The sequence below is a fragment of the Anoxybacillus sp. P3H1B genome (assembly GCF_001560855.1).
In the GTDB taxonomy this organism is placed as follows: Bacteria; Bacillota; Bacilli; order Bacillales; family Anoxybacillaceae; genus Anoxybacteroides; species Anoxybacteroides rupiense.
In genome coordinates this window covers 1-20,706 of record NZ_LPUG01000011.1, presented here as the reverse complement: position 1 = coordinate 20,706, position 20,706 = coordinate 1, and the positions used below count along the sequence as shown (strand labels likewise).

The following is a 20,706-nucleotide window of genomic DNA, read 5'->3' as shown; positions in this document are numbered from 1 at the left end:
TATTTCACTTTGTTTAGTGATATTTCAAGAAGAAACGGTTTGCTCATTCTTATTTTGTTAAAACTCTACGATTCTTCGCTTATCTCAAATATGATCCCCCTTCGCGCGGAAATGCCTATTGAATTGAATGGATGGCGAGAACTAAGAGCATCATGCCTCTTAGTTCAAAAAGGTGTCGGCGGGCTATGAAACTGCCCGCCGATCATTTTGTTATCTTTTTCTATAAAATATGTTATTAAATTCCGATCCAACTCACTCGTTCAAATCGGATGGATGATCCATTCATTATCAGCACATGGACCTGGACATGCGCATGCTCCTTATAAAACAAGCTAGCCTCCTCTCTCCGAACAACCGAGACGTTTTTTCTCTTTCAACATAGATTCGCGCTTTTATTCACTTGCAACAAAAAAGCCCGATATCTTCCAGTAAGATACCGAGCAGCTGTTTCTATACATATCCCAACCTTGCGGAAATTTGTTTGCCAATTTGCTGCATTCTTCCTTGCAGCTGTTTGATCCGCTCATCGGTCATTCTTATTGTCGGACCAGAAAGGCTGACAGCGGCAACAACCTTTCCCCCATGCGCAAAAATCGGTACGGCAATACAGCGAATCCCGTATTCGTTTTCCTCTAAGTCGAGAGCATAGCCCTTCTGTTTGACTTGAGCGAGCTCTTGCAAAAAGGCATTTTGATCGGTTATCGTTTGATCCGTATGCCTTGGCAATCCTTTGCGCTCTAAAATATCGCGGACAACATCCGCCGGCAAATGGGCTAAGATCGCTTTCCCTACTGCCGTGCAATGCATTGGGGCTCTTCTGCCGACTTTTGAATGCATGCGCAGCGTTTCCGTTCCTTCTAACTTTTCGATGTAAATGACTTCTCCTTGGTCATATACGACAAGATGAATGACCTCATTTGTTTCCTTTTCTAATTCCTGCAAATATGGCTTGGCCTCTTTTCGTAAATCGATTGATTCAAGCAACTTCGAGCTCAGCTCTAAAAATTTATAGCCAAGTTTGTAACGGCTTGTTTCTTCATCTTGCTCTATATATCCATATTGAACCAGTGTGGATAAGATTCGATATACAGAGCTTTTGTTAATATCCATCTGTTTAGCAATTTCTGTAACGCCTAAGCCATCCTTTTCCGAACAGACAATATCGATAATGTCTAATGCCCGGCTCACAGACTTGACCATATTTTCTCTTTCCATGCTCTCTCACCTCTGTCACAACACATAATAATTCATTATACCATTGATTTCCGGGCATTTAAGCGGTTACTGACCGGCTTGAACACTTTCTTGTGCCGCAACAAATGGATTGCGAAGCGTTCCAATCTCTGCAATCTCACATTCAATCAGATCCCCTGGCTTAACAAATTCGGCCCCTACTGGACTTCCCGTTAAAATCACATCTCCTGGCTTCAGCATCATAATATTCGATAGATAGGAAATCATTTTACAGATTGAAATTACCATAAGTTCCGTCGGACTATTTTGTTTTTCAACACCGTTCAATCTTGCCTTTACATTCACCTTGAAAGGATTGAGCTCCGTTTCAATGACTGGACCTAATGGGGTAAACGTATCAAATGCTTTGCCGAGCGTCCAATGGCCGTCTTGATGAAAAAATTGCGGTGCCGTTACATCGTTCCCAACGGTATAGCCGAACACATAATTCAATACATCTGATTCTGGAATATGTTTCGCTTCTTTTCCAATCACCACCGCCAATTCTGATTCAAACTTCACGTGGTCGATTCCTTTTGGAATGATAATTTCTTCTTCAGGCCCGATCACCGATGAAGCAGGCTTAAAGAAAAACACCGGAATTTCCGGCAGCACATCCGGAATCTCTTGTTTTTGCGAGACGTAATTGGCACCGATTCCGATGATTTGATTCGGCTCTAACGGAGCAAGAAGCTTGACCTCATGCCCGGAAAATGTTTTTTCTGTATACTCCCATTTTCCAAACATATCCCCTTGAATTTCTCTGATCCTACCATCTGTTACGATACCTGTGTACCTTTCTCCGTTCGCTATAAATCTAGCAAATTTCATCCCTTTTCTCCTCTCGTCCAATCTGTCATCCGCTCTTGAAAGAGTCCTGTGACTTGCCTTTTCGCCAATCAACTGTGTGATAAAAGAGCTAAATCACACCTTTTTCCAACCTGTTTTTATGAAAAGAATGTCTGACTCTCGAACGATTCTGAAAATCATTCAGCCATGATTCAGCAATGAGCCATTTTCCTGCTGCCGCTGATAGCACATTATATAGTGACAAACAACTCCCGATTGGCCATCCATTGGCGGCGGCTTCTGCAACGTTTAAATCAGGACAACTTCCCCACCCTTGTTCACTGTATCACGTAGATGAAAGGGCATCCTAAATAAATAGAATGCCCTCATTGTTCCTTGTATGATCTCCTACTGTTTTACCGCAAACTTCGCCTTGGCTTCTAAGCGGCGGCGATGCAAAATTGGTTCCGTGTAACCGTTCGGCTGCTCATAGCCTTTGAAAATAAGGTCGCAGGCCGCTTGGAAGGCGACAGAATGATCATAGTCTTCCGCCATTGGCCGATAAGCAGGATCTCCAGCGTTTTGCTCATCGACGACCTTCGCCATACGTTTTAATGTCTCGAGCACTTGTTCTTTCGTGCAAATTCCGTGATGAAGCCAGTTGGCGATATGCTGACTTGAAATTCTTAAGGTCGCCCGGTCTTCCATCAGCCCGATGTTATGAATATCAGGAACTTTCGAGCAGCCAATTCCTTGTTCGACCCAGCGGACAACATACCCAAGAATACCTTGAGTGTTATTATCTAGTTCTTGTTGAATTTCTTCCGGAGCCCAGTTAGGATCGACGGCCACTGGAATTTGTAAAATATCGTCACGGAAATCTTTCAACTCTTTGCTTAATTCATTTTGTGCCTTGGTTACATTGATTTGGTGATAGTGTAGAGCATGCAAGACCGCTGCCGTTGGAGAAGGTACCCACGCTGTATTGGCGCCTGCCTGAAGCTGACTGCCTTTTTGCTTCAGCATTTCCGCCATCATATCCGGCATGGCCCACATTCCTTTACCGATTTGCGCCCGACCTTGCAAACCAGCAGCAAGCCCAATGCTTACATTTGATTTCTCATAGGCTTGCAGCCATGCTGATGTTTTCATATCGTTTTTGCGAATCATCGGCCCCGCTTCCATTGAAGTATGGATTTCATCCCCCGTACGATCTAAGAAACCAGTATTAATAAACACGATGCGGTCTCTTACTTGATAAATGCAGTTTTTCAAGTTCAGCGTTGTGCGGCGTTCCTCGTCCATGACACCAATTTTGATGGTATTTCGCTCGAGGCCCAGCATATCTTCCACACGGTCAAATAATTCATTCGCAAAAGCCACTTCTTCTGAACCGTGCATTTTCGGCTTCACAATGTAGATCGAACCCTTTGCGGAATTTTTATAGCGGCCATTGCCTAACAGAGAATGTTTCGCAATTAAACTAGTCACAACCGCATCCAAAACCCCTTCATAAATTTCCTGGCCATTCGGATCTAATACGGTATTATTCGTCATCAGATGGCCAACATTGCGAATGAACATGAGCGAACGTCCCCGCAATACCAATTCTTCTCCATTTGGCTTTGTGTAAATCCGGTCAGGATGGAGCGTGCGCGTTATCGTTTGATTGCCTTTTGCAAATGTGGCTGTCAAATCTCCTTTCATTAAACCTAATAAATTGCGGTATACAAGGACTTTGTCCTCCGCATCGACGGCGGCAACAGAATCTTCTCCGTCCATAATCGTCGTCAACGCTGCTTCCAATAAAATATCTTTCACACCCGCCGCATCGGTTTTGCCGACAGGATGATGGCGATCGATTTGGATTTCAATATGCAAGCCGTTATTTTTCAGCAAGATAGCCGATGGCTCTTCCGGATCTCCTTGATAGCCGACCCATTTTTCCTCATCTTGAAGGTTTGTCGTCTTGCCATCCTTGGTGAAAACAGATAATTTTCCATCAAGGACCGCGTACTTGACGGCATCTTTATGGGAGTAACCGTTTAACGGTGCCGCTTCATCGAGGAATTGCTTAGCATAGGCAATCACTTTCTCGCCGCGGACAGGATTGTAATGAGCGCCACGTTCCGCGCCGTCCTCTTCACTGATTACATCCGTTCCGTAAAGAGCGTCATAGAGACTCCCCCAGCGCGCGTTCGCTGCGTTCAGCGCATAACGGGCGTTGCTGACAGGGACAACTAGCTGTGGTCCAGCCTGTAGAGCGATTTCATCATCTACTCCTTCAGTTGTGATTTGAAAATCTTCTACTTCTGGTTCTAAATAGCCAATTTCCTCTAAAAATGATTTATATTGATGAAAATCAAAATTTTCTCTATGCTGGCGATGCCATTCATGAAGTTTTTCTTGAATTTCATCACGCCGGGCAAGCAACTCTTTATTTTTCGGCGTCAAATCGTTTACTAACCTTTCTAAATCCGCCCAAAACTGTTCGTTTTCAACTCCGCTTTCGGGCAAAACCTCTTGGTTGATAAACTCATAGAAAAGGCGGGCAACTTGAAGATTTCCTACTTTTACATAGTCTTGCATACAACCACTTCCCCCATTTCATCCTCATCGATTTTTTAAAAGTACTTCCTTCCTCATACAGAGAGTTTCTGTTTGTTATTACGAAACATCGTTTCTTAATTTATTAAAAAAATAATAGCATAAAGTTGCAGGTGCTTCAATAATTTTCAAAAAATTATTTCATTTTCTCATTTCTTTTCACTTCGACACAACGCCCTGGTGTCGGAAATAACTTTCCAGCATTTAATAAGTTTTTCGGATTGAATACGTCACGAATATTGGTTTGTGCGGCAATTTCTTCGTCGCTGAAAATGAAACGCATTTCTTCTCGTTTTTCAATGCCCACTCCATGCTCGCCGGTGATCGATCCGCCAGCATCGGCACAAGCTTGCAGACATTCGCTTCCAGCCGCCAATGCCATTTCTGTTTCCCCTGGTTTCCTCGAATCAAAAAGGACAAGTGGATGAAGATTTCCGTCCCCAGCATGGAAAATATTCGCGATTCGCAATCCATATTTTTCGCTTATTTGTCTAATTCGTTCTAGCACTTCCGGCAGCTTGCTCCGCGGAATCACCCCGTCTTGCACTAAGTAGTCCGGAGAAATCGCTCCCATCGCCCCAAATCCCGTTTTTCGATTCGCCCACCATCTTTCCCGTTCCTTCTCATCTTGGGCTACTTTCACTTCACGAACATTTCGGCTTCGGCATACCTTTAATATTTCTTGAATCTGTTCATCGATGCCAGCAGAAATACCATCTACTTCAATAAGCAAAAGCGCTTCAATATCTTTCGGATGCCCTACTGGAAACGCCGCTGCTTCCACCCCCTCAATCGCTGTTTTATCCATCATTTCAAGGGCAGCGGGAACAATTCCGGCGGAAATGATATCAGACACGGCTTGGCTGGCATCGGAAACTTTATCAAAATACGCCAGCACCGTTTGTTTCGCTTCAGGATTTTTTAAAATGCGAACGGTGATTTTCGTTACAATTCCTAACGTGCCTTCCGATCCTGTCAATATTCCAAGCAAATCATATCCAGGCGGATCAAGAACTCCGTTTGTGCTTATTTCAATCATTTCCCCATTTGGCAAAACAACTTCCAGCCCCAAAATATGGTTTGTCGTCACGCCATATTTTAAGCAGTGGGCTCCCCCGGCATTTTCAGCAACGTTCCCACCGATCGTACAACAATATTGGCTTGATGGATCAGGAGCATAATAATAGCCTTTATCAGCAATCGAATGGGTCAGCTTCAGATTTATAAAGCCCGGCTCGACCACCGCACGTCGATTTTCGAGGTCGACCGATACGAGCCGCTTCATTTTGGTTAAGCTAATGATCACCTCGCCATTTAACGGAATCGCTCCGCCGCTTAATCCCGTTCCTGCACCGCGGGCAAGAAAGGGCAAATCATGCTCATGGCAATATTTCACAATCTGCGCGACTTCCTCTGCGCTATTGGGAAACACGACTGCCTTCGGTAAATGGCGATGAATCGTAAAACCATCACAGTCATATGCAAGCAAATCTTCTTTTTTATAGAGAATCGCTGAAGTACCAACGATTTTCGCAAGATTTTCGATATGTGTATCCTTTATTTGCCCACCTTTTATCGCCATGATTCTCCCACCTTTTGTTGATCCTCTTTTTGGTATGCCCAATCAAGCAGCTGAACGGTATGCACAATTTTTTGGTTTCTTCCGTATTTCAGCACTCCCATCGCCATTTGCAGCATACAGCCGGGATTCCCCATCGAAATCATTTCGACCTCTTCAGGAACATGCTCCATTTTACTTTTTAGGACAGCTCCTGCCATTTCCGGATGAGTGATATTGTAAATGCCGGCACTTCCACAGCAACGGTCGGCATTCGGCATATGCACCATTTCCACCCCGGGAATGCTAAGAAGAATGTCGCGCGGCTCCCGGCGGATCCCTTGGCCATGCGCTAAATGGCATGCATCATGATACGTAATCCTTGTTTTGATTTCTGCTTTTGGCTTTTCATACCCTGTATCATAAAGATATTTAGAAATATCTTGTACCTTCGCAGCAAACCGTTCTGCTTTTTCGCGCCACTCCTGATCTTCACGGAATAATTCTGGATATTCTTTCAACATGCAGCCGCAGCCTGCCGCATTCACAATGACTGTATCAGCATCTTTAAACGCTTCGATATTCCGCTTCGCCAGCTTTCTTCCTGTTTCACGGTCGCCGGCGTGAACATGCAGCGCTCCACAACACGTTTGATTTTGTGGGATTGTCACATTATTTCCATTACGGGTTAATACACGAATCGTCGCTTCATTTATATCACTGAACATCACATCCATGACGCATCCAGTTAAAAGGGCAACCGTCCGCTTCGTTTCCCCTTTTGCTTGAATCATGCCCGCCTGTTTGTATTTTTGGCGAACCGGCTGCTTGGCTTCTGGTAAAATCGCTTCCATTTCCGCTAAATGCTCCGGCATCATATGAATCAGCCGCGTCTTACGCGCCATCTTTTGCAACCCGCTCTTTTGGTAAAACTTCAACAACCTCCCTAATAAATGCAAGCGATTCGCATGCGGAAATACTCCCTCAAGAAAAAATTTGCTTACCGCTCCTTTCCATCCGGTCAATGGCATCGCTTGACGAATTTGCCCGCGCGCCTCTTCGATCAGCCCTCCGACATCAACATCAGCAGGACAAGCGGTCGTACACGCGCGGCAATCAAGACAAGCAAAAACCGGATCGGCAAACGCTTCATTCACTTCCAGCTTTCCTTCGGCAACCGATTTAATCAGATGGACGCGTCCGCGCGGAGAATGCTGTTCTTGCCCCGTTTGTTCATAAGTTGGACAGGATTCCAAGCACATGCCGCAATGAACACAATCGGCCCATTTGCTTTCATCAGGAGGGTCATTCCAAAGATAATTCCCCAAGCTCGCCGCTGTACATGCCGGTGCTTGTTTTACATCGTTCTCTCTTACACTCACATTATATCCCTCCTACAAATCGTCCATGATTAAGAGTAGAATGGGGATCTATTTTTGTTTTAATACCTTCTAATAGGAAGAAATAAGACGGTTTTTCACCCCAAACCTCTACTTTTTGCCGAAGCGCCAACGGCAAATGTTTCACAATCACGTATCCGCCAAGCGGGATCACAAACTGACGAAGCCGCTCAATGGCAGCAACAACCTCTTCGCCCGTCCCTTTGATATATATTTGACATAGTCCATGCCCAAGACCGCCATGCGCCTCAACAGCTATATTCATAGCGTCTTGTAAAATATGGCTTGCTTTTATGACTTGAAGAGCATCGAGATTGACAACGCCGATTTTCAAAGCAGCCTCTATTTCGTTGCTGCTTCCGCTTTCCCTCCCATTCGGAGCGATGGTGTAAAATTGTCTCCAAAATGCTCGCGCTTCTTTTAATGGTAAAATCGTTATGTTTGTTTTGGCTGGCTGAATGCGCTTGACAAAATTCTCCTGGTAATGGACAGCGCTTTCGACATCTTCAAAGCTGATCGCTACTGTATAAGCATGATTCCCTGTTAACCGCTCCGATAAAGAAGGGCTTAACAATTCCAGGGATGTCGGTTCCATCAACGAATCTAGCAATTCCACAGCAAAAGCGCGTATTTCTTCCATCTTTCCTTCTTGAAAGGATAATAGAATAAGGCTTTCATATTTCGGAAGCGGGCGAAGCTTCAACGTTACTTCCGATATCACTCCGAGCGTCCCCATAGAACCGATAAACAGCTTGTTCATATCATAGCCAGCCACATTTTTAACCACTTTGCCGCCCGAGCGGATAACCGTTCCATTCGGGTAAACAATTCTCATTCCAATGACGCTGTCGCGAGCAGAACCATAACGAAATCGTTTCGGGCCGCTGTCGTTCGCTGCAATCACTCCACCAATCGTGGCATATTCTGGCCATATCGGATCCAACGCGATCGTTTGGTTATATTCGGCTAAATATTCCTGCAAAGATTGAAACGGTGTCCCCGCTTTAACCGTTAATGTCATGTCACCAACGTTATGCTCGACAACTCCTTTATATTCCGCCAGTGAAAGCAAAAGATCGGCGACTTCCGTTCCCCCGCCAAATCCTCTCTTCGTTCCGCCGCCGACAATCGTTACTTTTTTTCCATGGTTGTCTGCATACATTAAAACATTGGAAATCTCCTCTTCCGACTGCGGACAAACGGTGACCCGACCGCTATTTCCCAGCGGATGTCCCACATCTTCTTCTACTTGAACGTGGCTGTCGCGCAAAATCGCCTTTAATTCTGATAAAAATTCTGTGGCGAGCAATCCTCACACCCCTTATTGTTTCGTAATAAGAAACATCGTTTCTATAATTTCGTGCAACGAATTTAAGCATCATCACTGAAATGTATACTACTTACCATTTATTTAATCACTTTTTCCACTATTTTTCAATTAATTTTTAGAATTTATAAAATAGTATAAATATATCATTTCCCCAGTGCTGATATGATCTAGTATGCTACTAAAAAACAGAATGAGCTTCCTGCTTCTTCTCTCGAACAAGAAACGCCAGTGAACCTATTCATTTGCCCACAAAGCGTTCCTTAGATGAAAATAAATTGCTTGAACAGCTTTTTTGCCTGCGGGAGGGTCACATAATTAGCAACGCCTCCTTCTGAATCGTTACATTCACTGGAGTTTTCGTGAGAATCTCGCCATCGCTTTGGACAATTATCGGCGGTTCAGCGATAATTTCTACCTGTTTTCCTTTGATCATGGTGACACTTGGATGTGAAACATGCTTTCCTTTATACGCTTTTGGAAACGTGCGTAACAGCTCCCATTTTGTGACGCTATGTACGATACAAATGTCAAAAAATCCGTCATAGTAACAAGCATCCGGACATATTTTAATCCCTCCGCCGTAATTCGGAGTATTAGCAATGGCAATGAACCATGCATTTGAAAAAGATTGAACCTCCCCGTCAATTTTTAATTGAATGCGGACGGGACGATATTGGAATAAAGCATGCAAAACGCTCAATCCATAGGAAAGATCGCCTAACCTAACGAGATTTAATAAATCTTTATATTTAGCAGCATTGTTGATCTCGGCCACTTTGCCGTCAAATCCGATTCCCGTTACAGTCATGCAGTATTCTTCGCCAATTTTTCCAACGTCCATTTTTCTTTTCTTTCCTCTTAAAATACGTTCCAACGCCCTTTTATAGTCCATCGGTATATCAAGAGCCCTTGCTAAATCATTTCCTGACCCTGCCGGAATAATCCCTAAAGGTATATTCGAATGAATGAGCCCGTTTGCCACATCGTGGATTGTGCCATCGCCGCCAACGGCGACAACCGCATTGCATGCTTCAGAAGAAAACTCCTTCACTATTTCTACCGCATGTTTTGGACGTTCTGTAAAACGAACTTGATAATTTACCTGCTTCTCTTGAAGCAGCTTTTCAACCTTTTTCCAAACTTTCAGCCCTTTTCCGTTTCCCGAGATTTTATTAACAACAAAATAATAGATCATATCGATCGTTCCCTCTAATCAAAGATCGTAACATGAAAATCCCAAACAAGGTCCCGCTTTACATCGGGACGCTTGTTTTTCTCTTTTTACTTTACCGATTTGAGAATTCCGGCCATTTGCTGCTCGTGCCGAAGAAAAAATAAAGGCCCTACCGTTTTTCCTCATGAGCGGTACCCTAAGCGATGGCAACCGTCCTTTTTCTTGTTTCACTCCCTCTCACTAAGGTAAAGGTTTCGAAAGGATCAATGAGCATAGCGACATGCCATTTAGGAGACAAGAACCGCCCATTTCGCTGAGTCAATCTCATTCCGCTGACATTTGTTTCCATGTCTTTTCCTCGAATACCGGCATGCTCATCTATTTCGACTTCCATAGCTCCCTCTCCTTTTTCTTTTCTAACGTTTTTAATCAATCTGCCCGACCGGCAGCCCTTGCTCTCTTAGCTCCCGCCAAATGTAACGATCGAGCGCATAGGGCTCTTCTGCTTTGAACACTTCCACTTCCGCCAACGTAAGTAACAGTTGAAACGGTTTTCCAAATGCTTGCCCATACAATAGAAAAAAGTTCGTATGGTGATCAATGTAAAAAATCGCTGTAGAATCCCATTGACAAAGCTGACGTTTTACACCGCTGGCAACATGTAAAGCGAATGAAGCAGCTTTCATATGGCACGCCATGTACCTGCGGATCGTTTCACTCATCATGCTCGCCCCTTTCTCAATAAGAATGGTCACAAACGGCTCTGCCAAAATAAAAAGCTCTTTCCGCCATGAATGACGCGAAAAGAGCTTGAAGCCGTCCTTATCATTCAAAGCGAAGCGCTTTGCGGGTAGGAGCACCTTGCGTCAAGCGCAGGTTGCTGTGAAGTCATTGAGCCCGATCTCTCGTTCACTCTTGATAAGACTTATTCAGTTATTCCTATGCTACCATTATTTTATGGAAATGACAACCATTTTTTAATTTCCAAAAACCAGGATTCATAACATCGAAATAACAAGGACTTCTTCATTACGATCGACCATCGTCGCCAGATCATTCGTCCTATTCCTAGCCCCCGCTAGATGATCCCCTTTCTTTTATAGGGACATATAAATGAACTTTACACTTTCCTTCCGGATCTGTTTCTGGATTATTCATACAAAATTCCAGGCACGGCCTATCATCCGCATCATACTCACTATTTGGCAACCACTGTCCAAATAAACTTTGATACGCAATCGCTAATTTATCAATCGTATCGTAAAACTGATATAAGGCATATAATCCGCCAGGTATTGTTTTATATTGAATATCGGGATCTTCATCTCCCTTGAAACCGGTCGGCAGCGTCACACACGCATCATAGCGGCAAGCAAATTCTTCTACAACAAGTGGATCATCCAATGAGATGCCAATAAAATCGTGCTCTGGCGGATACAATCCGTTTCGGTTTGCCCATTCGTTTAATTGATTCCATGCATAATACGTTTCTAAATAACTACCCACATGCCTAACAAAAGCCACTTCATAGTCAGGAAGCTCTTTAATCATTATATTCATGCTCCATATTCTCCTTAATAAATGATGGTTAGCGTAAGTATAACGGATCGGAGCAGACCATTCTTCTTGATTCTTGCTTATATCTAATGAAATATTGCGATTTTGATGTTTTTTTCTTACGTCACTGGGAACCATGTGAAAATGTTGTTTAAAAGCAGCATTAAAATTTGAAACGGAGCCAAAACCACAGAGATTGGAGATTTCCAAGATAGATTTAGTCGTTTCAGTTAAGTAATACACCGACTTTTGCAGACGAATTTTTTTCACATAAGACATCGGTGTCATTCCAACAATCGAAGTGAAGATACGATTAAAATGATATTTCGAAAAATGGGAAACGTTGGCTAATGTATCAAGATGAATAGGCTCGTCATAATGATCATGAATATACTTGACGGCTCTTTCAATTCTTTCATAATAATCCCTTCTCATTTCATTGCCTCCTAATATTCGCTGAACCCTACTCTTTCACTAATAGTATCGCATGGGAGCTATCACGATTTTCCCTCGTTCTTCAGCGGCAACTCTAACACCATTATGTTTGTAAATAATTCTAATTGCACTGTTTCTAATGACTGTTCTTGAAGTGCCGTTCTTCATTACATCTTCAACAACATTTGTCGGAATCCCTCCCGTTTGATGCCCTCTTGCATATCCTATTGGCTGTCCAGTCACTGCCGCATTTTCCGAAACCGAAAGTACTTTTCCCCATGGATCATAGCTATAATTCGCGACCGTCGCGCCGTTTTCGTCGACAATGCTGACGACATCGCCGCGGTAGTTGGTGACATAATAGAACGGATCGCCGTTTTGGTTCGTCACCGTATTTGGTTTCCTGTTCGCCCATACCGTTTAGTCGTTATCGCCATCATATCTTCAAAAACAAATATGATGGTTATCATCGCGATAACCACCAAAAAATTCAATCTAATTATACATTTCTTTTTTTATCTTTAGAAATAATTCTATTTCTTCTGGCTCTTGCTCACTTAATCCATCAAAATGCTTCTCGGAATGCACTAATTCATCATACCCCCAGATTGCAGAAATCCCTTCCTCGTCATATCCATAAAACTTGTAATACCATGTTTCAGGTATTTTATTTTCAATAACTTCAAATAATTCTGCCGGATACCAATAAGGAGTTTCGTAATCGTCAAATAAAAGATATCTTAACCCATCTTCATAAAATAATATTCCATAGACATTATAATCTCTATTAACTTCTATTCCGTTATAGGTGGTTTTTTGATTATAACCTTCTCTTACCTTTCTTGGACTAAATAAATAGCCATCATCTGTAATACATCTAACCTTCAAACATTATTCACTCCTATCACTTAAATTTAAAGTCATCAAATTTTCCCGTTTTGATATTGTAATTAAAGTGAATATTGATATTTCCTTTGGAAGTCTTAATAATTCTTTGCATTTTTACCCATCCTTCTGAACCCAGCCATCTTTTATCATTCATTTTACTTCTTGGAACTACCTCCCTAGCTCCAGCAAGTGGATTTGATAATACTTCCTTCATGGCTAACTGTTCTTCAAGGCTGTTAGGGGTTGTTCTTCCTGTTGAACCTCTACCTAATGATTTCTTTTTTAGTAGACTATTGAGGTTTCCAGTACCCTTACGTAAAACCTTCTTTGCTACTTTCCCTACCGCTTTTTTAACTAAACTCTTTGCTACTGCCCCGCTGACCATAACATATGTGAGAGCACCTGCAACAGTCCGATACAATGTGGTTAATCCACGATTCCCATCCGGATCCACCAGCATCACCGGATTGTCATTCGTATACGTATACGCATTTTGAGTGATCGGATCGTCTTTGTCTCCCGGATCTCGATCTCTCGAAAGAAACCTCGCCGTCTCTGGATCATAATACCGCGCTTGCAAGTAGTACAGCTTCGTTTCTCTATCATAATAGTATCCTGCATACCCTAGCAGTTGTCCAGCCACGGCCGCATTTTCCGAAACCGAAAGCACTTTGCCCCACGGATCGTAGCTGTAATTCGCGACCGTCGCACCATTTCCATCGACCATCCGCACGACATCGCCGTGATAGTTCGTGACGTAGTAGAATGTATCGCCCATTCGCATTTGTCACCGTATTCGATTTCGTCCATGTAAATGCCCATATTCCCAAACTTTCTTTTCAATGTTTCATAATCAAACATGTAAGTAAGTGCATCTACAGACATATAAAAAGCCTTAGCCCGGGTAAATTCAGAGCTAAGGCAATTTACTAGTTGAAAATAAATATGTTTAGCCTAATTCTAATCCTGCTTACACTATTCTTTGTGTGTTTTATACTTTAAATATTTAGTAATAAAAAAAGGAATGTCTTCTACTTCTTCCATCCAAAAGCCAAAGCAAGCTGTTGCTTCACCATCAACGGTCGTAATATTAGACGTGGCATCATCAGAGAGATAATAAAGAATCCCTCCATTTTTGTCACAAACTTGCCATTCCCCCCATGGTGTCCAATTACACTCTTCATCATACTCCTTATCCGTGTTAAGGATTAGATAAATTCCTTGAACAAATTTGTATTCAAATAGCTTACCTTTATACATAGTTTTTCTTTTAAAGACAAACCCTCATTTTTCTATATACTCAATAAATTCTTTCTCAATCCGTTTAAATTCACCATGACTAACTTGATTATTTTTTAAGCGTGTAACCAACTCTTTTTTATAACGGCTCCCCTTTTATTCCCACGCTTTACTCAATAATTTGATGGCAAACATAAAAATTTATGCTAAATATTATACATTTTAACTGACTAAAGGTTTTCCTTACTCAATCAACAATCCTCTATGCAACTAGTACAGTTTAATTACACCTTTTTTTCCAAAATTCCCTATAGGAAAGCAGTAATTATCTTTCCTGCCTGTTTATAATATACAACCTTAATAACACATGCATATCCTTTATAGAATACAGGTGCAAACCGATAAGCTCGATTTTTATACGTTGCATCATGAAACTCTGGCAAATAACTTGCATTAGCAATCTCTAATATCTTATTTTTAATAACCCCCTCACTCCAAACATTGGTTGGAAAAAGGTTTCCTTTACCCTCTTTCATAGGGTAATTTGGAAAATGTCTTTCTTTAATATGCTGCCATCGTTCTTTAGATAAAGTCTTGGGCACTTTTTTCGTTGGCCTCCACTGTTTTCCTGTTTCATAGGCCCAAATGATAAAATTCTTAATCGCTTCTGCACCAGCATATGCTGCCATTGCAGCCAATGTTGCAGTTACTGCAAGAGGTGTTTATTGCAAAATATACTTAGTGAGTGGCTAAATTCTTGAAAAAGACTAATAAGCTGATAACTAAAACCAAAAAACTTAGTCCCTCTCAATGGGGACTAAGCCTAAATTGCATGTTGAATTAATCTTTTAGACAATCCATCCTCTAAAAGGTTAACTCCATTTCCTCAACTATATGACTCAATGACTTCAACCACTTCAACATATCTGGGTAACTCTTTTATAAATCCACTACTATCCAAATATCTTGCCTCATTTGTAATTAATTCAAAGAACAAACCATCATACCCTATCCAAATATAGGAGGTGGGACTTGTAAAATCAAACTTCGGTATAGCTACTTGTTCGGGAAAAGTCCACTTACGCAGATCAAAGTTTAAGTTACTGGTAAATGTGATGTAATAAGGAAGCGTTGCAATCGCGAAATTATATGTTTGATCTACTACTGTCCGAAGTTCTTCTATATTTTGAGCTTTTACTTTAAAAATAGGAGAGAAGTTCTTTTTCTTATTTTCTATCTGACCTAATTTCAAAATTTGAAAATCTACCCCATGAAATTTAAGATCTTCATCAAAGTCATCAAATGCTTCAAAATAAATATATGTCGGAAATTCATTTTTTAATGTTAAAAAATTGATTAATAGATCCCTAATATTTTCAATGCTGCTGTCATCTTCATTGTAGAGAGAAACTTGATAAACTCGCTCATTGCCCGCCTCATTTACGAGCTCATAATGAATATTCGGTTCAGGTTTCATCACTTCAATGCTAATTGCAACCATAGTTTATCACCACACTAGCCTATAGGAATAATTTTCTTCATACAAAGTATATCCACTTGGAATAGACCATCTAAATACGTAATGCACTTTAGGATCATTCATATGGTAATGCCATACTTTTATATTTTTCACTTTTCCTTTCTGTCCTATCTTCCTAAGAGGAATCTTATCGTGATAATCAAGGCTGAAGACTCGCTTATTCCCGTTCTTTTTATCTAAAATGACAACAACAGCACTCGAACTTGAAGTAATTCTATAGCGATCTGTTAAGTTTTTAAATAGTTTCAAAGCAAAATTTCTTATCTTTGTCCCTACATATTGAATAGCTTTAGCACCATATTTCCTAATTAAAGGGGTTGCAAACCTTAGTATAGTACCAACTAAAGCGGCAAAAACCGGATTGTTTCCATCTGGATCAACATATATCACCGGGTTATTATTCGCATAAGTATATCCATTTTGAGTGATAGGATTATCCAAATCCCCCGGATACGGATCCCTCGAAAGAAACCTCGCCGTCTCCGGATCGTAATACCGCGCTTGCAAGTAGTACAGCTTCGTTTCCCTATCATAATAATATCCTGCATACCCTAGCGGTTGTCCAGTCACTGCCGAATTTTCCGAAACTGACAACACTTTGCCCCACGGATCGTAGCTGTAATTCGCGACCGTCGCGCCGTTTTCATCGACAATGCGGATAACATCGCCGCGGTAGTTGATGACATAGTAAAACGTATCGCCATTCGCATTCGTGACCGTATTCGGTTTCCCATTCGCCCACGTAAACTCCCATACGGTTTGGCGGTTGTTCAATTTTTCGTACGATTAGTTCTCTTTGGTTTGATTGATAACAGTGTCAACTTGACAATTGGCAACCGCTGCATCATACCAAGATGCTTTTTCTTTCAAGTTCCTAAAAGCCTTTCTAACAGGAATGCTCTTTGTATCGAACTAGATTTTCTGCAATGCGTATGGCAGCCGAAGAAATAGGGTACTGACACAGCAGGGGCTGATCGGCCCCTGCTGTGTTCCATCTCTATCCATCCTCATTCTAGTTGATCATCCGAAATAATGTGCAAACGTTCGGAAATAATTTGAAAAAGGGATTCTGAAATAACGTGCTAATTTACATTAATCATCGTTTGAAAATTAAACAACCTTAGTCCTCAAAGATATAGGACTAAGGTTGTTTAGTTATACTTGTTTAGTTTATTTAACAAAGAGGAATTTTTTTCATAACTCCCATGTAGACTAAGGGAAAATACCTTATTAATAAAGTGAATACGTAAATCCTAAACTAATCGGTTTTCTATAATAAATATCAGACCCCGAGGAAGTACCGAATGTAAATCCTGCTTGTTGAAGAGCTGAAATTGAAAATTCCCCTGTTGTACTATAACTTGTTTTAACCTCAATTGTAGCGCTTCCGGATGTTTGAGTTTTTGTAGTAGGGAACGAACCAGTCATAGAAACAGTGGAAGCAACTTCGCGTGTTAAATACCAGCTTCCTCCACTAGCCTCAGACCACCAAGTATTTAAAACACTTTGAATTTGACGGAACGAACCACTTGAATATATGTAAAGTTGTGTGTTTAATCTAGAAACAGCTGGTCCATCAGTTCTTTGACGATAAACAGTAGATACTGAATATGTTCCTGATGTAGTAGCTAACGCTTGTACGTTATTTAATTTATTTGCTACCTTAGCCACTTGTTCTGGTGATTCTAAAATTTCCCCATATGTTTCTAGTATCTTTCCTGTTTTTTTGTCTATTAGGTTAATTTTAGTAGAGTTTTGATCTTCTACTCTAACTAACTTTACCTCTGATTTGTCATAAGGGATGTCAACAAATACATTTTTGAGTTTTACTTTCTCCTTTGTTAATTGTTCAGCTCCAGCACTTGATACAGGTGAAAAAATAGTAATAAGTAGAGCAAATGCTGTTAAAATCATAGAATAGAACACCTTTTTCATAATTAACCCTCCTATCCTTTTTATTGCAACCTACGATAGTAATATACAATATTGGTATATATTTGTAAAGTATTTGTCGGAATTTGTGGATTTTTTTAAAATATAATGTTTATTTTTACATTTTTTAAATAAATATAAAAAAATGTTTGAAAATAGAATGGATTTACTTTAAATTAGAGTATAGAAATTTATTAGGAAAACTAACTGAATTAGTATACACACCTTATTACATATAACGAGAGTTAAGGGGATTTGCTATCGTTGCAGTTGTAGGAATAGAGAGTAAATTTTGTTATGAGAGGTAGATAAACATGAGGAAATTTTATGTTTTGTTATCTATTATGGTTTTATGCATATGTGGTATAATTGGCTGTCAAACATGGGGCAGAACAGGATATACATTCGAGGAGTCAGACGTCATTAAAATAACTAATAGAACAGATAAATTCTCAAGTATTAAGGAGATTAAAGATAGAAAAAAAATTGAAAGGACTATCCAAATTATAAAATCTGTAGAATGGTCAAACAAAATTTCTAAAATCAATAATGAAGCCGACTATAGTTTCTGGTTGGAACATAAGGATGGCAAGGATAGATTGTTTAATTACAACATTTGGTTTGATGATAATAGAACAGTCATTTTTGATAAAAAAACAGGGAAGTACGGTTTGGTCCCTCCGGAGTACGAGACAGAACTGAGGAACTTATTAGACTAGTTTATAAGAGTTGGAGTTAGTATAGTTTCATGGACACATCTAAGTTAACTTTATACAATAACTTTTAGGAGGATGTGTCCAATGAGTACAAAAAATAACGGGAAACGGTATAATGATGATTTTAAAAGTATGGTTGTTGATCTTTATCATTCTGGAAGTTCTGTCAAAGATTTGAGCAGCGAATATGGCGTATCGAATGTAACGATCTATCAATGGATTAAGGATTTAACCCCCATTGAAGGGACTAGCGACAAGGAAATTACTCCAAAAGATTGGATGCCATCCAAAAAGAAAACCTTCTCTTGAAACAGGAGCTTGAAATCTTAAAAAAGGCTATGGCCATATTCGCTCAAAAGTAGATGACACAGAACTAACTGATTTTATTACAGAACATAAAGATGATTACCCGATTCGTACAATGTGCGAAACCCTTGATATACCAAAAAGTACCTACTACCAATCCTTGAATAAAACCGAATCAAATCGTGGCCGTGAGAACCGTGAACGTACAGAAAAAATCGTAGCGATTCATGAAGCGAGTAAAAAACGATATGGTGCACCTAAGATCTTTAAAAGAGGGCAATAATCTTAATTTTAGATGTTATTTTACAACAATACTTGGAGTGTATGTTGCTAGTATTTCAATTACGTCATTTGGTGTTAAAAACACATAATGCTCTAATTGATTTGGCTCATAAATACCTGAACTTTCTTCAAGAAACCATTTTATATACTCAGAGTTTTTGACTTTGAATAAAGTCCAATTGCTATAAAAATCTGTACCGTATTGTTGGTCTAAATAATTTAGTTTTTTCAATAGTGAGCCTTCATCTGTATTTCTATAGGATAATACCCCCTCTTCAAACTTAACTACAATTTTCTTTTTATCTTTTTCATCGCTGAACTCTAATATTATACCTTCTTTATTATCAACAAAAGTATCATTGTGTAATTTTGAAGGTAATCCATTTATTGGTATCCATCTTTCCCAATGTTCCAATACTCTTCCTCCTATTACAATTAATAGCGAAACTTAATTTTCTTTTTTCCGTCTTGAATTTCAATGGTTGGACGCCCATCAGTACTTTTCTTTCTTACTATGACTGTTCTTCCATCTGGTAATTTACCAACTTTTAAATCTGGAGTATTCTTGATGATATTTGGTTGCAATGACTCAAAGTCTTTTAATGCTTTACCAAACCCTCCAGATAAGTTATATTGAGAAGTTCTACCCTTAGTCGCTCTTCCACGTGTTGCGCTTTTAATCAAATCATCTACAGTTTTACTACTCCCCTTACGTAAAACCTTCTTTGCTACTTTCCCTACCGCTTTTTTAACTAAACTCTTTGCTACTGCCCCGCTGACTATAACATATGTGAGAGCACCTGCAACAGTCCGATACAATGTGGTTAATCCACGATTTCCATCCGGATCCACCAGCATCACCGGATTATCATTCGCATACGTATACGCATTGCATTTTGAGTGATCGGATCGTCTTTGTCTCCCGGATCTCGATCTCTCGAAAGAAACCTCGCCGTCTCCGGATCGTAATACCGCGCTTGCAAGTAGTACAGCTTCGTTTCCCTATCATAATAATATCCTGCATACCCTAGCGGCTGTCCAGTCACTGCCGCATTTTCCGAAACTGACAACACTTTGCCCCACAGATCGTAGCTGTAATTCGCGACCGTCGCATGAATTTATGAATCTATTATGCACGCTGCAACACGTTTAATATTATTTCTATTTGACCCTTTCTTTACGTGAACCATCTATCTTAACTCTATATAGTATATCGTTTTTATCAGAATTATAATAATAGATCCAGCCATCGATAAGGTTAAATGTAAATTGTATTGTATCTTCGCATATCTTCATTCTGTTTGTTCCATCAATTTTAATTCTATATAGATAACCACTGTCATTATAATTTTTATAGCAAATCCAATCATCCGATACAATGATACCAGAAACGTTATCATCACTTACTTTCGTTTTAGAAGTCCCATCGGTTCTTATTTTATATATTTTGTCACCGTCTAAAATATTCACATAATAGATCCAACCGTCTGATACATTCATTTCTCCTGCTTCATTCGAGATTATTTTCAATGGATCTGTACCGTCGGTTTTAATTCTATAAATGCTCTGCTTTTTTTCTGATTCATAATGTATCAGTAGCGTTGCATAAAAAATAAAAATATTTTATACAGAATTTTCTGGATAAAATATTTTATGATAAACGAAAAACAAGGCAGTAACCAACTAAAGGTGATCACTATCCATTTGGTAATAAATGTAT

24 protein-coding genes and 1 riboswitch are annotated in these 20,706 nt (G+C 40.3%); of the genes, 2 read left to right on the top strand and 22 right to left on the bottom strand.

Going from position 1 to position 20,706, the window contains the following annotated elements; genetic code table 11:
• Positions 1–450 precede the first annotated feature (450 nt).
• The 18 genes from AT864_RS04255 to AT864_RS04170 all read right to left on the bottom strand — a co-directional run bounded on the left by AT864_RS04255 (position 451) and on the right by AT864_RS04170 (position 17,685).
• Positions 451–1,215 carry an IclR family transcriptional regulator gene (locus AT864_RS04255; RefSeq protein ID WP_066146883.1) on the bottom strand — a complete coding sequence of 255 codons (765 nt, stop codon included), beginning with the start codon at positions 1,213–1,215 and terminating at the stop codon, positions 451–453.
• Between the two features lie 66 nt (positions 1,216–1,281).
• Positions 1,282–2,064, bottom strand: coding sequence for a fumarylacetoacetate hydrolase family protein (locus tag AT864_RS04250; RefSeq protein ID WP_066146880.1), 783 nt, complete (start codon positions 2,062–2,064; stop codon positions 1,282–1,284).
• A 366-nt stretch (positions 2,065–2,430) separates the two neighbouring features.
• Positions 2,431–4,611 carry a malate synthase G gene (locus AT864_RS04245; RefSeq protein ID WP_066146875.1) on the bottom strand — a complete coding sequence of 727 codons (2,181 nt, stop codon included), beginning with the start codon at positions 4,609–4,611 and terminating at the stop codon, positions 2,431–2,433.
• A gap of 154 nt (positions 4,612–4,765) precedes the next feature.
• On the bottom strand, positions 4,766–6,211 hold the full coding sequence (locus tag AT864_RS04240) for an FAD-binding oxidoreductase (RefSeq protein ID WP_044746754.1): 1,446 nt from the start codon (positions 6,209–6,211) through the stop codon (positions 4,766–4,768).
• Complete coding sequence (locus AT864_RS04235) at positions 6,202–7,569, bottom strand: (Fe-S)-binding protein (RefSeq protein WP_044746755.1); 1,368 nt, start codon at positions 7,567–7,569, stop codon at positions 6,202–6,204. The genes AT864_RS04240 and AT864_RS04235 overlap by 10 nt, the downstream gene beginning before the upstream one ends.
• A gap of 1 nt (position 7,570) precedes the next feature.
• Positions 7,571–8,896, bottom strand: coding sequence for an FAD-binding oxidoreductase (locus AT864_RS04230; protein WP_066146872.1), 1,326 nt, complete (start codon positions 8,894–8,896; stop codon positions 7,571–7,573).
• Positions 8,897–9,224: 328 nt separating this feature from the next.
• Positions 9,225–10,112: a diacylglycerol kinase family protein gene (locus AT864_RS04225; protein WP_369815487.1), complete on the bottom strand. Its 888-nt coding sequence runs from the start codon at positions 10,110–10,112 to the stop codon at positions 9,225–9,227.
• Between the two features lie 175 nt (positions 10,113–10,287).
• The gene (locus AT864_RS04220) at positions 10,288–10,485 is read right to left on the bottom strand and encodes a hypothetical protein (RefSeq protein ID WP_066146869.1); all 198 of its coding nucleotides are present in this window, start codon (positions 10,483–10,485) and stop codon (positions 10,288–10,290) included.
• Between the two features lie 31 nt (positions 10,486–10,516).
• Positions 10,517–10,861 (bottom strand): hypothetical protein, encoded by a 345-nt coding sequence (locus tag AT864_RS04215; RefSeq protein WP_231734590.1) that lies wholly within the window; start codon positions 10,859–10,861, stop codon positions 10,517–10,519.
• A gap of 49 nt (positions 10,862–10,910) precedes the next feature.
• Positions 10,911–11,016, bottom strand: a riboswitch (SAM riboswitch).
• Positions 11,017–11,159: 143 nt separating this feature from the next.
• Positions 11,160–12,083: a GyrI-like domain-containing protein gene (locus AT864_RS17470; protein ID WP_082741640.1), complete on the bottom strand. Its 924-nt coding sequence runs from the start codon at positions 12,081–12,083 to the stop codon at positions 11,160–11,162.
• A gap of 39 nt (positions 12,084–12,122) precedes the next feature.
• Complete coding sequence (locus tag AT864_RS04205) at positions 12,123–12,473, bottom strand: hypothetical protein (protein WP_066146867.1); 351 nt, start codon at positions 12,471–12,473, stop codon at positions 12,123–12,125.
• A gap of 105 nt (positions 12,474–12,578) precedes the next feature.
• On the bottom strand, positions 12,579–12,971 hold the full coding sequence (locus AT864_RS04200) for a hypothetical protein (RefSeq protein ID WP_044741807.1): 393 nt from the start codon (positions 12,969–12,971) through the stop codon (positions 12,579–12,581).
• A 16-nt stretch (positions 12,972–12,987) separates the two neighbouring features.
• On the bottom strand, positions 12,988–13,749 hold the full coding sequence (locus AT864_RS17465) for an RHS repeat-associated core domain-containing protein (RefSeq protein WP_197430995.1): 762 nt from the start codon (positions 13,747–13,749) through the stop codon (positions 12,988–12,990).
• A gap of 197 nt (positions 13,750–13,946) precedes the next feature.
• Entirely contained in the window at positions 13,947–14,231 is a 285-nt protein-coding gene (locus AT864_RS04190) for a hypothetical protein (RefSeq protein WP_066146864.1), read from the bottom strand.
• Between the two features lie 287 nt (positions 14,232–14,518).
• Positions 14,519–14,908, bottom strand: coding sequence for a hypothetical protein (locus AT864_RS04185; protein WP_066146861.1), 390 nt, complete (start codon positions 14,906–14,908; stop codon positions 14,519–14,521).
• Positions 14,909–15,096: 188 nt separating this feature from the next.
• Positions 15,097–15,711 (bottom strand): hypothetical protein, encoded by a 615-nt coding sequence (locus tag AT864_RS04180; RefSeq protein WP_066146858.1) that lies wholly within the window; start codon positions 15,709–15,711, stop codon positions 15,097–15,099.
• A gap of 6 nt (positions 15,712–15,717) precedes the next feature.
• Positions 15,718–16,524: an RHS repeat-associated core domain-containing protein gene (locus AT864_RS04175; protein ID WP_066146855.1), complete on the bottom strand. Its 807-nt coding sequence runs from the start codon at positions 16,522–16,524 to the stop codon at positions 15,718–15,720.
• A gap of 456 nt (positions 16,525–16,980) precedes the next feature.
• Positions 16,981–17,685 carry a hypothetical protein gene (locus tag AT864_RS04170; RefSeq protein ID WP_066146852.1) on the bottom strand — a complete coding sequence of 235 codons (705 nt, stop codon included), beginning with the start codon at positions 17,683–17,685 and terminating at the stop codon, positions 16,981–16,983.
• Positions 17,686–17,996: 311 nt separating this feature from the next.
• Here AT864_RS04170 and AT864_RS04165 point away from each other — a divergent pair, with 311 nt between their 5' ends.
• The gene (locus AT864_RS04165; protein ID WP_066146850.1) at positions 17,997–18,401 is read left to right on the top strand and encodes a hypothetical protein; all 405 of its coding nucleotides are present in this window, start codon (positions 17,997–17,999) and stop codon (positions 18,399–18,401) included.
• 81 nt (positions 18,402–18,482) lie between these two features.
• Positions 18,483–18,707: a transposase gene (locus AT864_RS17460; RefSeq protein WP_197430994.1), complete on the top strand. Its 225-nt coding sequence runs from the start codon at positions 18,483–18,485 to the stop codon at positions 18,705–18,707.
• Positions 18,708–19,002: 295 nt separating this feature from the next.
• On the opposite strand, the gene AT864_RS04155 is transcribed toward AT864_RS17460, so the two are convergent.
• From AT864_RS04155 to AT864_RS04140, 4 genes are all read right to left on the bottom strand, one after another.
• Positions 19,003–19,401, bottom strand: coding sequence for a hypothetical protein (locus AT864_RS04155; RefSeq protein WP_066146847.1), 399 nt, complete (start codon positions 19,399–19,401; stop codon positions 19,003–19,005).
• A 20-nt stretch (positions 19,402–19,421) separates the two neighbouring features.
• Positions 19,422–19,844, bottom strand: a complete 423-nt coding sequence (locus AT864_RS18260) for a hypothetical protein (protein WP_066146844.1) — start codon at positions 19,842–19,844, stop codon at positions 19,422–19,424.
• Positions 19,844–20,056 carry an RHS repeat-associated core domain-containing protein gene (locus AT864_RS18255; protein ID WP_066146841.1) on the bottom strand — a complete coding sequence of 71 codons (213 nt, stop codon included), beginning with the start codon at positions 20,054–20,056 and terminating at the stop codon, positions 19,844–19,846. The genes AT864_RS18260 and AT864_RS18255 overlap by 1 nt, the downstream gene beginning before the upstream one ends.
• A 91-nt stretch (positions 20,057–20,147) precedes the next feature.
• Positions 20,148–20,579: a DUF5050 domain-containing protein gene (locus tag AT864_RS04140; RefSeq protein ID WP_255357497.1), complete on the bottom strand. Its 432-nt coding sequence runs from the start codon at positions 20,577–20,579 to the stop codon at positions 20,148–20,150.
• Positions 20,580–20,706 lie beyond the last annotated feature (127 nt).